The organism is Paenibacillus sp. ISL-20, assembly GCF_018613005.1.
GTDB lineage: Bacteria > Bacillota > Bacilli > Paenibacillales > Paenibacillaceae > Paenibacillus_AQ.
The window spans coordinates 63605-78675 of the sequence record NZ_JAGGRD010000061.1; the positions used below are offsets into that span (position 1 = coordinate 63605).

At 44.1% G+C, this 15071-nt stretch carries 13 protein-coding genes; all 13 read left to right on the top strand.

Features of this window, described 5'->3' with window-relative positions; all coding sequences use genetic code 11:
* Positions 1-5 precede the first annotated feature (5 nt).
* The 13 genes from J7E85_RS28520 (at position 6) to J7E85_RS34350 (ending at position 14847) form a co-directional block, all read left to right on the top strand.
* A complete protein-coding gene (locus tag J7E85_RS28520; RefSeq protein ID WP_215163287.1) occupies positions 6-908 on the top strand; it encodes an ABC transporter ATP-binding protein in 903 nt (300 codons plus the stop codon).
* On the top strand, positions 901-2205 hold the full coding sequence (locus J7E85_RS28525; protein WP_215163288.1) for an ABC transporter permease: 1305 nt from the start codon (positions 901-903) through the stop codon (positions 2203-2205). Before J7E85_RS28520 ends, J7E85_RS28525 begins: the two co-directional genes overlap by 8 nt.
* A gap of 374 nt (positions 2206-2579) precedes the next feature.
* A complete protein-coding gene (locus J7E85_RS28530; protein WP_215163289.1) occupies positions 2580-3329 on the top strand; it encodes an N-acetylmuramoyl-L-alanine amidase family protein in 750 nt (249 codons plus the stop codon).
* A gap of 16 nt (positions 3330-3345) precedes the next feature.
* Positions 3346-4164, top strand: a complete 819-nt coding sequence (locus J7E85_RS28535) for a polysaccharide deacetylase family protein (RefSeq protein WP_215163290.1) — start codon at positions 3346-3348, stop codon at positions 4162-4164.
* A gap of 125 nt (positions 4165-4289) precedes the next feature.
* On the top strand, positions 4290-4946 hold the full coding sequence (locus J7E85_RS28540) for a response regulator transcription factor (protein ID WP_215163291.1): 657 nt from the start codon (positions 4290-4292) through the stop codon (positions 4944-4946).
* A 5-nt stretch (positions 4947-4951) separates the two neighbouring features.
* Complete coding sequence (locus tag J7E85_RS28545) at positions 4952-6391, top strand: sensor histidine kinase (RefSeq protein ID WP_215163292.1); 1440 nt, start codon at positions 4952-4954, stop codon at positions 6389-6391.
* The gene (locus J7E85_RS28550) at positions 6388-7173 is read left to right on the top strand and encodes a hypothetical protein (protein ID WP_215163293.1); all 786 of its coding nucleotides are present in this window, start codon (positions 6388-6390) and stop codon (positions 7171-7173) included. The genes J7E85_RS28545 and J7E85_RS28550 overlap by 4 nt, the downstream gene beginning before the upstream one ends.
* 226 nt (positions 7174-7399) lie before the next feature.
* On the top strand, positions 7400-8791 hold the full coding sequence (locus J7E85_RS28555) for an ABC transporter substrate-binding protein (protein ID WP_215163294.1): 1392 nt from the start codon (positions 7400-7402) through the stop codon (positions 8789-8791).
* Positions 8792-8984: 193 nt separating this feature from the next.
* Complete coding sequence (locus J7E85_RS28560; protein WP_215163345.1) at positions 8985-9851, top strand: carbohydrate ABC transporter permease; 867 nt, start codon at positions 8985-8987, stop codon at positions 9849-9851.
* A gap of 50 nt (positions 9852-9901) precedes the next feature.
* The gene (locus tag J7E85_RS28565; RefSeq protein WP_215163346.1) at positions 9902-10738 is read left to right on the top strand and encodes a carbohydrate ABC transporter permease; all 837 of its coding nucleotides are present in this window, start codon (positions 9902-9904) and stop codon (positions 10736-10738) included.
* Between the two features lie 20 nt (positions 10739-10758).
* On the top strand, positions 10759-11901 hold the full coding sequence (locus tag J7E85_RS28570) for an efflux RND transporter periplasmic adaptor subunit (RefSeq protein ID WP_215163295.1): 1143 nt from the start codon (positions 10759-10761) through the stop codon (positions 11899-11901).
* 25 nt (positions 11902-11926) lie between these two features.
* Entirely contained in the window at positions 11927-14122 is a 2196-nt protein-coding gene (locus tag J7E85_RS28575; protein ID WP_251036109.1) for a hypothetical protein, read from the top strand.
* A complete protein-coding gene (locus J7E85_RS34350; RefSeq protein WP_251036110.1) occupies positions 14086-14847 on the top strand; it encodes a hypothetical protein in 762 nt (253 codons plus the stop codon). Before J7E85_RS28575 ends, J7E85_RS34350 begins: the two co-directional genes overlap by 37 nt.
* Positions 14848-15071: the final 224 nt, after the last annotated feature.

The following is a 15071-nucleotide window of genomic DNA, read 5'->3' on the forward strand; positions in this document are numbered from 1 at the left end:
ACGATATGCAACGATTGCAATTAGACAATGTAGTAAAGATTTATGCGGACAAAACGGCGGTAAACCAGATTTCGCTTCAGGTTGAGGAAGGTGAAATCTACGGACTGCTGGGTGCGAACGGCGCCGGCAAAACAACCACCATGCGAATGGTGCTTGGATTGATCTACCCGGATGACGGAACCATTCTGTATAACGGAAAGCCGTATAACAAGGAACTGCGTCACATTATGGGTTACTTGCCGGAGGAGCGCGGGTTATACCCGAAAGTGAAAGTCAGTGAGCAGATTTCCTACTTGGCACAGCTGCGGGGCATGTCCGCGAAAGACGCGGATAAGAGTTTGAAATATTGGCTGGAACGGTTTGAAGTACCGGACTATTACGATAAGAAGATTGAGGAACTGTCCAAGGGTAACCAGCAAAAAATGGGCTTTATCGCAGCGGTTGTTCATGACCCGCAAATTCTGATTCTGGACGAAGCCTTCAGCGGACTGGATCCGGTGAACGTCGAACTTCTGAAATCAACAGTAAAAGAACTCCGCGACAAGGGCACAAGCATTCTGTTCTCCACCCACCGGATGGAACATGTTGAGGAGTTGTGTAAGAACATTACCATTCTGCATCGCTCCAATACGGTAGTGAAGGGGAATCTGAAGGATATCAAATCCAAGTATCCTCGTGAAGAAGTGGTGCTCGGCACGTCCGGTGAAGTCGGGGGTCTTGGAGCCCTGCCTGGCGTAACGGCTGTGGAGCGAACAGAAGACGGCTACTCCGTCCGGATCAGCCAGGTTGAGGCAGCGCAAAGCATTTTGAATACAGCCATGTCGCAAAGCACGATCCATCGGTTTGAAGTGAAGGAGCCGACACTCAATCAAATCTTCATAAAGGCGGTAGGTGAATCCAATGAATAATATGTGGACCGTTATCCGATTTACGTTCATGAATAAAATAAGAACAAAGTCCTTTCTCGTTTCAACCTTGATTTTTGCACTCATTATTACGATCGGGATCAATCTTCCTTTTCTGATCCAAATGTTTACGGGAGATAAAGCAGGCTCTGAAGAAACCACCCGCATCGGTCTGGTATACGGACAGGAGCAGACGCTCGCTGAACAACTCGAGACTACCTGGAGTAACCTGCCGACAACCTCCTATGAATTGGTAAAATACGAAACGGCTGATGAAGGTGCTCTGAATAAAGATATTAAAGATGGCGTAATCGAAGGTTATCTGAAATTCGAAGCGCAAGAAGGCAATACGTTCCCGGCCGTGGTCTACAGCTCTGAAGATGAGGCTATGAGCCCGGAACTGCAATCCAATCTGCAAGCAGCTCTGCAAGTGGCAAAGACACGCAGCATTGTAGACGGACTTGATTTGTCCGATGCGCAGATTAATGAACTGAATCAACCGGTTCAAATTGACGCTCGGAGTATCGATCCTACAGAAACAGGTAACGCTGACGGAGCTTCCGGAGAGAAGGAAGGAGCTTCCGAGGTTATTAACTACATTGTCGTGTATGCACTGATTATTCTCTTCTTCTTCACTTTGATGGGGACAGGTAACATGATCGCTTCGGAAGTAACAACAGAGAAGAGCTCCCGCATTATGGAGATTTTGATTACAAGCGTATCTCCGCTGAGCCAAATGTTTGGTAAGGTTATCGGCATGTTCCTGTTGGGACTGTCCCAGATCGCGGCATTTGGAGTTGTAGTTGTTGTGAACTTGATACTGCCGCACAATATAGATACATTGAAGGACATGAATCTCGACCTGACAGCCATAGACCCGATGCTGCTGGTGTTCGGTTTAATCTTCTACATCCTTGGCTATTTCTTGTATGCGATGCTCTACGCGGCTATCGGTTCGATTGTCAGCCGTACCGAGGATTTGGGGCAGGCGGTCATGCCGATTACGATGCTGTCCCTGGTGGCATTCTATATCGCCATCTTTAGCCTAAGCGCTCCGAATTCGATGCTGATGAAGGTATCCACCTACATTCCGTTCATCTCGCCGACCACGATTCTGGTTCGTATCGGCCTTGGCAGTATCCCATTCTGGGAGATCCTGCTTTCGCTGGCGATCCTGATCGTATCCATCCTCGTTTTCGGTTGGCTGGCTGCGAAAATCTATCGTACCGGTGTCCTGATGTACGGCAAGCGCCCTACATTCAAGGAGCTTAGAAAAGCGATGAAGGCTTATAAGATGTAAGCATAGATAGTACAAATATGTTTATGTGTGGTGTCACTATGAATATATAACTGCATTCATTGTTAATGGTTAATATGTAAGGGAAAACGGAGAGGTGACTCTCCGTTTTTTTTTGATTTTTATATGTATTTTCCAAGTCATACTTAACAGCCATTGTTCGCAGCCTATGAATTTCCTATGTTACGACGTACAATGGGTATTTAACGTCTAGCATCCATAGGGCTCGGCTGTATATATTTTTGTGTGCTGTCAGTTGAAATCAGATTTTACAACTTCTATACAAGATGATCTAACTTATCATATATCGACTTGCTACACTTGTTGAGTCATTGAAGATATCAGCATGTACCGATTAATCGGAGTAAGGAGATCGTATGAAAAGGAAAAACAGAAAACAGCGTCAACGCCGCCAAGCGATATTGGTGGTCATTGTTGTTGCTTTGATAGGAATGATTTGGTCGATCTATGAGCAATTTTCACCCTCGGTTTCCGCGGAGCTAAAAGTTGCACTGTTCCCAAAAACGGCAGTGCCACAAGAAATATCCCAACGCTACAAAATCGTGATCGATCCAGGGCATGGAGGCAAGGATCCTGGTGCGGAAGGAGTCAGCGGAAACCATGAGAGAGCGTACACACTAGCGCTGTCACAGAAGGTATTCGATCTGCTCCAGCAAGAGCCAATGTTCGAGGCGTACATGACACGTACGGACGATACTTTTGTCGATCTAGAGGATCGTAACCAATTCGCAAACGATCTTGATGTGGATGCATTGGTCTCCATTCATGGGAACACCTATGCAGATCCCGATGTATCTGGCACCGAAACATATTATTACGCGGACGATAGTATTCCGTTTGCACGCGAGGTGCACGAGCACTTGGTGGAGGCTACTGGATTCAGGGATCGCGGCGTGAGAAAGGAAAGTTGGAAGGTACTGACGGGAAGCAACAATCTCGCGATTCTGTTGGAGGTAGGGTTCCTCACCAACCCGAGCGATGAAATGGAGATGCTCAGCGAGAGTCATCAGGATCGAACCGCTCAGGGCATAGTGGAAGGGATCAAAGATTATTTTACGGATAGAGAAGATTGGAAAGGGGTTCGTGACACAACTGAAAATTCATAGAAGGGCTAGATAAATAATGAGAATATCACGAAATGATAATAAAAAAAACAGGGTAATTAAGGCGAGAAGAAGATTAGTCGTTGTTCTAGCAGCTAGTTTCCTAATGATCTTTTTAATAGGGAAACTCACTGCTGCTCCTGAAGAAGATGTCGTAGCCAAAGAAAATATCGTACAAAGTACCGAACAACCAGCCAAACAAAAAAGGACAGATGGAAAGTCTGGGGAAAAAGTTGTTTATTTAACATTTGATGATGGTCCTACTACGTTAACGGATCAATTCTTAGATTTATTAAAAGAACAAGATATACAAGCCACCTTTTTTATGCAAGGGACGAATTTACAAAAAACCGATTTACAGGAAAGTGTCAAACGAGCCACAGAAGAAGGCCATTATGTTGGAGCTCATAGTATATCGCATGATTACAAAAAGTTATACCATAACGGACAGTTTGTATCAGAGATGAAAGAAACACTGTCTCTAATTGAAGATATTACAGGTACAAATCCTAAGTTGGTTCGTCCACCTTATGGATCAGCACCAGGATTGGAAAGTGAACAGGTTCGTAATCAAGTTGTGAAATCTGGAATTAAGGTCTGGGATTGGACCATTGATTCTAAAGACTGGGATTTAAAAGATAATCCAAGCCAAATTGTAGAAAACATTAAAAGGAAAACTAGAATTGACAGAGAAGTGATTCTCATGCATGAAAAACCACAAACCTTACAAGCGCTTCCCGAAATCATTGCATTCTATAAGGAAAAAGGATATGAGTTTGCTGTATATAAGGACGCGGACCATTTTTCGCTTAACTTCCAAAATGACAAACGTTTGTAAAAGATATTTGGCTCAACGCCAAAGTTAAGTGCTTGAAGCGTAGGACTCGGTTGCAATTTTAATGCGGCTTCGTTTATCGTAGCATTATGAACGTGACTATAATTTGTGTTAGGGGATTCAGACGTATGGGCAAAAAGATTTTGATTGTTGAGGACGACGTTCATATATCCAAAATCATTAAAATGAATCTCAATATCGTGAGCTACGAGACGATGGAGGTTTACGATGGCGAAGCTGCGCTTGAGCTGGTGCAACGGGAAAAGTTCGATCTGATTTTGCTGGATGTCATGATTCCGAAGCTGGACGGTTTTGAGCTTATGAAGCGCATTAAGCCGTACAATATTCCGGTTATTTTTTTGACGGCGAAAAACTCGGTTTATGATAAAGTGGACGGGTTGAAGCTGGGGGCTGATGATTACATGGTCAAGCCTTTCGAAGCGATTGAGCTGCTGGCCCGTATAGAGACGGTACTGCGAAGATATGAAAAGGAAGAACAGGTAATGGCATTCCAGAACCTTATCGTCGATCTGGACAAACGGGAAGTAACCAAACAGGGGAAAGTTGTAGAGCTAACGCCCAAAGAATATGATTTGCTGGTTGTTCTGCTGAAAAACAAGAACATCGCATTATCCAGAGAGCAGTTCCTCGATAAAGTATGGGGCGGCGATTATTATGGCGAAACAAGAACGGTTGATATGCATATTAAATCACTGCGCAAAAAACTAGAGCTGCAGAATCACATCAAGACCATTTATAAACTCGGCTATCGGCTGGAGGATTGAGAGGAATGAAATTTTGGCAAAAAATTTATGTCTTCTCGATTCTAGTCTTCGTCATTATCTTTAACGCAGCCTCCATTATGGTTATCGAGCGCAGCCATAATAGGATGCTTGAGCAGGAGATCAATAGCGCGTTAAGCCAAAATATGAGTATTCAATCCAGTGTTAACGCGATTGTGCCGATCCTTCGCATCTATGATTCGATTGATTACGAGAAAACCGTATTAACGAGAATCGGTAATGAATTTGTGGGTACCAATCATGAACAGCGTGTGTATTTGGATATCAGAAATCAGAAAAATCGGGTAGTCTTCAGTAATACCGATTTCTCAATACCGACACAACGTGAGGAACTGGGCAAGCTGGGCACGGATGAAATCCATTATGTTTTACGGGATATCGGTGAGCGAACGATCCTGTTCACGTCAAGTATGGTGGATGTTAACCGTACAAGCTATCTATTTACTTATATGGTAGATGTCACCTCGTTATATCAGGACCGTGTAGATCAGTATCGGTTCTTTGTGCAAGTGGATGTGGTGGCTTGTTTCCTCTATATGTTGATCATGTTTTTTGTAAGCCGGGGACTGACGAGATCGATTGATCGGCTGGGTCGAACTGCTCAGGTTATCGCACAGGGGAATTTCTCCGAACGCGTCCAGTTAAAATCAAAAGACGAAATCGGGATGCTGGCCTACAATTTCAACAATATGGCCGCTGTTGTGGAGGACACCATCACAGAACTTGAGCGGAACAATCAAGAGAAACAACGGTTTATCAATAATTTCACACATGAATTAAATACGCCGCTGACTTCGATTATCGCCTATGCGAATTTTATGAGAACAACCAAATATGATGAGGAAACGTTTCTGGACGGTCTCAATGTGATTTATTCAGAAGGCAAGCGATTACAGATGTTGTCCATGAAGCTGATGAATTTGATTGTGTTGCAAGAGGATCAATTCGAAATGGAGCCGCACGATTTGGGAGCGATTATAGCTGAAATCAAGCCTGCGCTGGACATGATGGCCAAAGAAAAGCAGGTGACGATCGTCGCGAAGTGCGAGCCGGGCGAGCTGAGATTGGAGAAGGATTTGATCAAAGTTCTGATCTTCAATCTGGTGGACAATGCAATCAAAGCTTCGGATGAACAGCAGACCATTACGCTGCGCGTCGTATGGCACAACGGAGATTGTGTGCTTGAAGTGACGGATCAGGGCATTGGGATCGCTAAGGAACATCAGGATAAAATTTTTGAACCTTTTTACATGGTGGATAAATCGAGGACAAGAAACGGTAAAGGGGCAGGTCTCGGTCTTGCGTTATGTCAAAATGTCGCGAGTGTCCATAATGCCGTCATTCGGGTAACCAGCAATGAAAACCAGGGTACTACCGTAGAAGTCGTATTCTCGCTTACCCATCCGAAAGGTGGGATAAAGGAATGAACAAACTTATTTTAGTTATCATTTGTGTGTCGTTCATCATCCTGACGACAGGGTGCCAGAGCGTTTTCAATACGATTCCCAAAGATACCGTCATGGTTAAAAAAATAATCAGAGAGAACGAGAATATGGAGGAGGAATATGAGGGCGTTCTGTCCCAGGATGCGGTGAAGACACTTAGTCTTAATGCAGTAAATAAGTACTTCGATGAAAACTTGACGAAGGACGAGCTTCAATTTGAGTTAGCGGTTATTGACCAGAACAAGTTTAAAGTTATGCTAAATGAGGCGGAAAAGGGCCTCGTTGTTACACCAACAGGGGTTTCAGCAGCGGTTCCAGAACTAAAGGTGAACGATCAAATTGATTTTGCTTCGTATTCTAGCGGCGTATATTATACGACGCTGACCAAACCGACCGATCCTGATCAAGGCTATCAAATCGTGCTGAATGCGAGGGACGGCGATGTCATCAGAGCTGTCAGAAGGCGAGAAACGATGCAGGATCATGCCAAGTCTACGGTGGAAGACGATCGAATGGTAAAATATCATATGAACGAAGTTGAACCTCTCGCAACAGAGTTTATTCAGGATAAAGGGAGCTATCCGTTGTCCGATATAACGCTGAATGAGGACATGACGCGCTCGGGCGGTGTTGTGGAATTGTATTACATGAGCAAGGACAGGGAGAAGTTAAAATATAATGTTACAGTCGATTTGAAACGAAATGAAATTATCGGATTCAGTAAGGATGTCATGGCGCTGCTTAGTTACTATTCCAGGCTCTAAGCAGACCTGCCCGCCTAACCCAGTGCTGCAAGACCACACCAAACGCTTTTAGCGGCGATAAGCAAAGGACTGTCAGGGAATCATTTATCTCTGACGGTTCTTTTTTTTACTTTTACAACTTCATTACAAGTCGATCTAACTCCTCATATATCCCTGTACTACACTTAATGGAGTAACTTTCGCGGGATGATCGCGGAGAGATCGATTATGGGAAGGAAGAGAAACAATGAAAAAAGCGATGATAATTCTATTCACGTTCATCATGGTCATGGTCTCTGCTTGCAGTGCCCCTACTGGCGGCAATCAAGGGGGAGCACAGACGACAGATAAAACCAGCAGTAACAGTAATAATCAAGCTAAAGAAGATGAAGGAATGCCGGTTGATGAAACGAAGGACGGCAAGAAAACCGTTGTTGTCTCGCTGCTTGCAGCGGACGATTTCTTCCTGCAAGCGAAACAAAAATACGAAGCCCAGCATCCGAATACGACGATTGAGTTCAAAGAGTTTCCTGCTGAGGGGGCCATGCTGTCCCCGGCTGAAGTGGAAAGATATGCAAAACAGACCACTACGGAGGTTTTATCAGGTAAGGGAGCGGATTTATATGCTGTTTCAGTTGTTCCCCTGCCCATTGAGAAGTTTGTTAACAAAAAGGCTTTTGTTAATTTAGAAGAGCTAATTAAGAGGGATAACACTTTTGATCCCAGCCTGTACGAAATGAATATTATTGAAAATTCCCGAATGAATGACGGTATTTATACCCTTCCATTAGAGTTTCACTTAGAAGTTTTGTTTGGGGATGCTGCAAATATCGAGAATGCCGGTGTCACCATCGATGATAAGAAGTGGACATGGAGCGATTTTGCAGAAATAAGCAAAGAGTTGGCTAATAAGGGAGGGTATTCCGTCTCCATGGACAATTGGCCTCCGGAACAGCTGTTAAATAACCTTGTATCCGACAATTATGCCAAATTGGTCAATGGGCGGACCGCATCGTTTGACTCCGCGTTATTCATAGATTTGCTGAAGCAAGTGAAAGCATTGTATGACGACAATATTATCACGTCGGAAGTCATGGGCGGTTCGCAAAAAACTAATTTCTTACATTCTAGAATCCTCTCCCCTTCAGATTATCTTGTCCGTCTCAGTTTATATTATGATAACGCAAAAATCTATCAGAAGCCGCATTCAGCCGACCAACAATCAGGTGTATCCTTTAGCGTGACCAGAGAGCTAGCGATGAATGCAAATTCTACGGTCAAAGGGGAAGCGTGGAATTTCATGAAGTTCTTAATGTCGGAAGAGATGCAGTCCTACTCAAAGCTATCTTATATTTCTATAAATAAGGCGGTCAATGATAAAGCTATTAAAGATGTAGTGGAGAAAGGGATTAATGATCCTAAGGCTGGCAAGGTCATTAAAGCAACCGAAGAGAATCTTCAACCATTTAAGGAATTGGTATCGGAGGCTCGTTTAAGAAATTATGGATACGATGACGAACACAACATGTTTTCAAAGATCATCGCCGAGGAGGCCACAGCATTCTTCACGGGTCAGAAATCTGCCGAAGCCACTGCTGAGCTCATACAGAACCGGATCATGACCTATTTGAATGAATAAGTCCCACGCTTATTTCACTGGGCAAAATCGCCCGAAGAGGTGGCAGCGCTTATTCAAAACAGGGTGACCACTGTATTAAACGAATAGGAAAGCAAAGAGGGATGGGCCCTAAACAGTTGGTACAGGGTTCATTCTCTCTTTTTCGAAATGGTGAAGGAGGTCCAAGGTGAAAGGCAATCTATTCTGGAGAAAAATGAGGGGCAAGCTGCGTCAAGACTGGACTGTTGCAGCTCTGTTTCTGGCACCAAGTCTGATCGGTTTTTTAATCTTTTATCTCGTTCCGTTCGGCATGGGATTTCTCTATTCGTTTCAGGATAGTACGATCGATGGTTCATTTGTTGGATTGGATAATTACAATACATTGCTTGCAAGTTCTTCCTTCCGCAAGGCAGCGACGAATACGTTCCTGTTCACAAGTGTGAGTGTGCCCCTTATGATCTTGGTGTCATTGTTGCTTGCGCAGTTGTTAAATAAAAAGTTATTTTTTAGGAATTGGCTGCAAACGGCTTTTGTATTGCCACTTGTCGTACCCGTAGCATCAATCGTTATGATCTGGCAAATTGTATTTGACTGGAACGGCACCTTAAATGCATGGTTGCAGAACTTCAATGTGGAGCGGATCGATTGGATGAAATCGGAGTGGTCCATTGGTGTACTGGCCATCGTCTATACGTGGAAAAATATTGGCTACAACATCATATTGTTTCTAGCGGGGTTGCAGAGCATTCCCAAAGACTACTATGAAACCGCAGATATCGAAGGAGCGGGCAGATTTCATAAATGGTTCCATATTACCCTGGTTTATTTGACTCCAACGATGGTATTTGTTTTTCTGATGTCGATTATTAATTCATTCAAAGTATTCCGCGAAACATACCTGATTGCAGGTGATTATCCACATGACCGCATTTATATGTTGCAACATTATATGAACAACATGTTTCTTTCTCTCGATGTTCAGAAATTGACAGCTGCTGCTGTGTTAATGGTAGTTTGCATTCTTATTTTCGTCATAATGATGTTAGCTGTCGAACGTCGTTTTAGGAATTCCATGGAATAGGCAAGGTGGTTGGAAAATTGACTTTCATTCAAAAGCTTAGTCTATCGTTAATGATGGGTGTGCTGGCTTTGATGATGCTGTTACCGATTGTGATCACTGTCGTAAACTCATTCATGACGGAGGCCGAAATCGAATATAACTATCATCTCATTGGCCAATTGATCAATATTGAAGCAGGGGAAAAGGATGGATTTATTAATGTAAAGCTGCTTCCTGATTGGGTATCTTTCCGCCAATATGCGGAGGTACTGGTTCACAAACCTGTGTTTCTCCAAATGTTTTGGAATTCTGTGTTTATGGTCGTACCTATTATTGTTTTGCAAGTGCTGGTTGCGTCATTAGCCGCCTATGCGTTTGCAAAGCTGAGATTTCCGGGACGAGACAAGTTGTTCTTTCTATATGTTTTAACGATGCTTATGCCATTTCAGGTGACGCTCGTGCCCAATTATATCATTGCCGATAAGCTGGGGCTTATCAATACAACCTCAGCTATTATATTGCCGGGTATATTCAGTGCTTTCGGTGTATTTATGCTCAGACAGTTCGTGATGCATATTCCGAATTCTTATATCGAAGCGGCCAAAATCGATGGCGCGGGTCATTTGAGAATTTTTTATCAAATTATTGTCCCGCTTGTTCAGCCCGGTATGGCTGCGCTCGTCGTTTTACTATTCGTTGATAATTGGAATATGGTCGAGCAGCCGCTTATTTTTCTAGAGGATGCATTTAAGCAACCGCTGTCGCTGTATTTGTCGCACATTAATAATGATGCAAGGGGCGTCGCCTTTGCTGCATCCGTCTTATATATGACTCCGATGGTGCTGTTGTATTTGTACGCTGAGTCTTATTTTGTACAGGGCATTCAGCTATCAGGAGTTAAAGGTTAGTCTATTACGGGGGGATATGAATGGAAGTGCAACTTGCTAGTAAAACGATATCTGGACGCAAACGGAGGATTCGCATCTTCTTTGGCTTATTTGTGTTGCTACTCGTTGCATTGACGTTGTTTAGCAATACTCTTAAGGCGTTAACGCTCCCTAAGGTTGCAGTTACAACACCGGAAAGAGGGGAGTTAAATCATACTTTTCAAGGTATGGGAATTGTGAAGTGGCGAGAGACCGCAGCTTTATCGGGCGCTGTCGGAGGCAAAGTTGAGAAGGTCCATGCCAAGGAAGGCAAAACGGTTAAGAAAGGAGCGATCCTGGTTGTTTACAACCAACGGACGCTCCAGCGTCAGATCGAGGATGAAGAGACGCAATTAAGCCAGTTCATGCTTACGCTAAAGGAGCAGCAAGATAGTTATAAGGAAGCTTCACTAAGCGACGATGAGAAAACAATCGTAAAAGCTAAAAACGATATGAAGAGGACTCAAATGGATATCGATGTCCAAAGACGGAAAGTTCAGAGATCGCAGGAGGATTTGCAAGAAAACAGCACATTGATTGCACCTTTTGACGGGATCGTTACGAAGATTAATGCAGTGGAGGGGCTTGAGTCGAAAGGGGGAGAGTCCGATGTCATAATCGCCAATTCGAAACTCGGCTTTGAGTTTGAGTTTATTGCTCCAGCGACATTAATGGATAATCTGGAAAAAGGAGCAAAATTGAATGTTCGAATAGGTGGCAGTAATGCCAGACAAGTCGAGGGGAGCATTGAGGATATTAAAGATACCGAACAACCGCTTGGTGAACCGGAAAACGGCGGAAACACACCTGCTTACACAACACCTATGAAGCAACTGGTTATTGCTATTGAGGATAAGGAGCTAAAGGGCGGAGAGCCGGCAGAGACCCAGTTGATCAAAACGGTGAATGATTTGATCCTAGTACCGAATGAAGCTATCCACAAAGAAGGAGACCAATCGTACGTATTTGGTGTCGAGGAAAGAAACGGACCGCTAGGAAACAGCTTTGTTATTAAAAAAACCTATATTACGATCATGGACTCGAATGAAAACCAATCGGCAGTAGACGGTGTAATGGAGCATCAACCGATCATTGTTGAAAGCAGTGCTCCGCTGCAAGAAGGCGATAAGATTCGATTGCACTAAATTATTTTTATCGGGAGGTACATTGATGTACAGGCCAAAAAAGATATGTATGACCATGATGCTCAGCGCTGCGGTGTTGAGTCAATTCGTTGCCATGGATACATATGGGGCATCTGCAGCTAATGCGTCCGGTTCCAAATCTGCTGCAGCTGCTTCTATGTTCACACTGGATAAACTCGGTTCGGTCACATTGAAGCAAAACGTCAGTGTGAAGCTGACGGGGATGGATATGATGACTGCGCCTGACGGCAATATTCTGGTGTACACGCTTCATTACAGTAACCGTAGTAACAATAGAATAGATCTGATCGACTATTTCTCCAAGGTTTCCACGCCGAGTGGCGCCATCGTAAAAGGAAAAGCAGTTACGAGTGATGCTGGTAAAAGAACGCTGCATGCAAATAGCAGTCAATCCGTGACGTACTATGTGAATATTGGAAAATCGTCACAGATAAACGGAATTAAGGTTTCCATGTTCGGATGGGATTTTAGCAGCCCCACTTATGATAAAAGACTGGGTGGTTTCACGATTCCTGCCCATTATTCATCTGTAGTTCCTGTAGGCAAGAGCAAGCAGATTAAGATGAATAATTATTCCGTTACGGCCAAGGCAGATACCGCGCAGAGGTATAAAATCAATGGAAAAGTATATATAAAACTGGGGATGAAACTCTCGAATGGAGGAACTACGGTACTTAGCGATCCCGGATATAAAGCATATCTAAAATCGGCCGGCGGCTCGGTATTCGAACTCTTGCCTGATTCAGCCAGCACCAGCTACAAGCTCCAGCCTCAGGAGAGCAGAATCGTCTACTATTGGACAGAGGTTCCTTCCACGATGAAGACGAATGGGATGACATTGCAGCTCGCGCTAGAAGACAAAGAGTTGAACATAAATCTTCCGGTGCAATCGTTCAAACTTCCTGCGGCAGCTTCCGATCATGCTGTTGCTAATGGCAAAAGCGCAAAGGTTATGATGAAACAGCTGCCCGTTACGGTCAAGGCTGAAAGTTTGCAACGAATGAAAGATAATGGAAAAGTGTATATGAAGGTCGGGGTTCATCTCGCAAACGGAGGAAAGAGGGTACTAAGCGATCCTGGATTTAAAGCACAACTGAAGTCAGTCGGCGGCTCGGTGATCGAGCTTGAGCCTGAGGATGATACAGGAGGAAGCTTTAAGATCCAGCCAGGGCAGAAAAGAACGATATACTATCTGGCTGAGGTGCCTTCCAATCTGAAGATGGACCATTTGATGATGCAATTCACCCAGGAAGACGAAGGTTTGAAAATGACGCTCCCGGTAAAAACCTTCAAGCTTCCTGCCGTTAGCGCTGACGTGCCTGCGGCTAATAATGCCGTCAAAAAAATATCCATTAATAACAGTACGATTGAAACGCAATTGAAGAGTGCTTCCGTATTTGCTGAGAATGATACCGGGAAATGGAGCCTTCAATTCCGCGTTAAAAATCTCGGTCAAAAATCAGTGAAGCTGCCAGCTTACGAACTTTCCATCCGAACTGCGGAGGGTTACAGCATACCGATAAATACGAAGGCGTTTGAGAATGTTACGTTGAAGCCGCTGGAGGAGAAACTTATTGATCTCGAGGCAGATGTACCCTTGCACATGAAACAGAATATGCTGCAGCTGCAATTAATGGAGCCTGCTATGGAAGGGAAGATCCGTTTCCCGACGGCCTTTTATAAAATTCCTTATGCTCAAGAAGAGAAGAGCCATCTGGGCTTGGAGAACATCATGGAGAACAGTCATGGAACATTTGGCGTAAAGCTAAGCTTGTATCAACGGCTGCCTTGGGGAGACGGCGATCAAATTGCCGCCCGGATTAGTATTCGCAACACCAAAGACTCGACCGTACAGCTGCCTGAGCTAAAAGCCAAGGTTAAGGCCGATATGCGTGATTTGAGCAGTACGGCTCAAATCGTGGTGCCAACGGATCAAACGACCTTGGCGCCTAATGAAACCGTAGAGATGTATGTGCTTGCCAAGGTGCCATATTCCTATAATTTCAATCAATTACGAATGGAGCTGCAGGAAGTATCAGAAGAGAAGGTCACGAAATTTCTGTCGCTCAATACCAAAGCGCTGAACAATGTAATGAATCAGGTCGCTGCAGGCGAATCATACCGTATTTCTACTCCAGGCAAGAAAGGGAAATCCGTGAACGCATGTCTACGGTTTACCAGGGAAGCAGCTCCAATTTGATGTATACGGAACTGGAGATGACCAGTCAGGAAACACGTTACTCCAGGCAGGCACAGTTGGTGGCGTACTACAAAACACCGGACAACGAGTATTTTGAAGCAGAAATCAATCAATCGACCGACAAGACAAGTCCGAATGGGAAAAATCTGGTTACGGTTTGGAGCAAGCTTCCGCTGAATGTGAATACTTCAGAACTTGTGCTTTATATCGGCGAAGGTGTGGCCGACGGAAAACTGACAGCTTTAGGGGAAGAATCAACAGGATCGATCAATACCATGGGATTAGCCTTAAGGCCTAGAGCTATAGATCCGGGAGCGAGTTTAGGAAATGTGGAATTGTTCCCGTACAGACTGTCCATAACGAGAGGGGAAGCTGAGCTTAGCAAAGGGAAGGATCGGCTTGATACTGTCATTCATTATAACCTCTCCAGAGATGGCGATTACGAGACAGGCGAATATGAACACAAGCTCATCATGGAGATGATTGACCCGACCGGACAATCCACAGAGAAGACGTTGACACTCGGCACCGATTTGACCATCGGCAGCAATAAATCATACGCCATTACATTGAATAACAACTTCGGCAAAAATGTAAGCGGAGGGACTGTTCGCATCAACCTGTATGATGAGTTCCAGGGGCGGAAAATGCTGCTTGGAAGTCAGTCGTATCCCATTATTTATGAAGAGACCCCAAGCGAAGGAACTGACAAGGCGAACGATTAACGAATGAGCGTCACATATACCTGTTAAAACAACCCCGAAATAAAATTCGGGGTTGTTTTTATTAAAGAGGCAGCCAATAGCATGGTTATTTTTGGACCACTAAGGAAAGTTCGTAATGTAAGAAATGCAGCATGCCGCGAACCTTCGGAGGGCGAGTTATTGCATAAAAATAGTAAAAGATATTCACGAGTTTCTTTCTAATTATGATATCATAGAAAGAGTTG

Bases quoted from the DNA above. Each gene is read 5' to 3' on its own strand.
- J7E85_RS28520 (WP_215163287.1), top strand. From the start codon at position 6: ATGCAACGATTGCAATTAGACAATGTAGTAAAGATTTATGCGGACAAA.
- J7E85_RS28525 (WP_215163288.1), top strand. From the start codon at position 901: ATGAATAATATGTGGACCGTTATCCGATTTACGTTCATGAATAAAATA.
- J7E85_RS28530 (WP_215163289.1), top strand. From the start codon at position 2,580: ATGAAAAGGAAAAACAGAAAACAGCGTCAACGCCGCCAAGCGATATTG.
- J7E85_RS28535 (WP_215163290.1), top strand. From the start codon at position 3,346: ATGAGAATATCACGAAATGATAATAAAAAAAACAGGGTAATTAAGGCG.
- J7E85_RS28540 (WP_215163291.1), top strand. From the start codon at position 4,290: ATGGGCAAAAAGATTTTGATTGTTGAGGACGACGTTCATATATCCAAA.
- J7E85_RS28545 (WP_215163292.1), top strand. From the start codon at position 4,952: ATGAAATTTTGGCAAAAAATTTATGTCTTCTCGATTCTAGTCTTCGTC.
- J7E85_RS28550 (WP_215163293.1), top strand. From the start codon at position 6,388: ATGAACAAACTTATTTTAGTTATCATTTGTGTGTCGTTCATCATCCTG.
- J7E85_RS28555 (WP_215163294.1), top strand. From the start codon at position 7,400: ATGAAAAAAGCGATGATAATTCTATTCACGTTCATCATGGTCATGGTC.
- J7E85_RS28560 (WP_215163345.1), top strand. From the start codon at position 8,985: ATGAGGGGCAAGCTGCGTCAAGACTGGACTGTTGCAGCTCTGTTTCTG.
- J7E85_RS28565 (WP_215163346.1), top strand. From the start codon at position 9,902: ATGATGGGTGTGCTGGCTTTGATGATGCTGTTACCGATTGTGATCACT.
- J7E85_RS28570 (WP_215163295.1), top strand. From the start codon at position 10,759: ATGGAAGTGCAACTTGCTAGTAAAACGATATCTGGACGCAAACGGAGG.
- J7E85_RS28575 (WP_251036109.1), top strand. From the start codon at position 11,927: ATGTACAGGCCAAAAAAGATATGTATGACCATGATGCTCAGCGCTGCG.
- J7E85_RS34350 (WP_251036110.1), top strand. From the start codon at position 14,086: ATGTCTACGGTTTACCAGGGAAGCAGCTCCAATTTGATGTATACGGAA.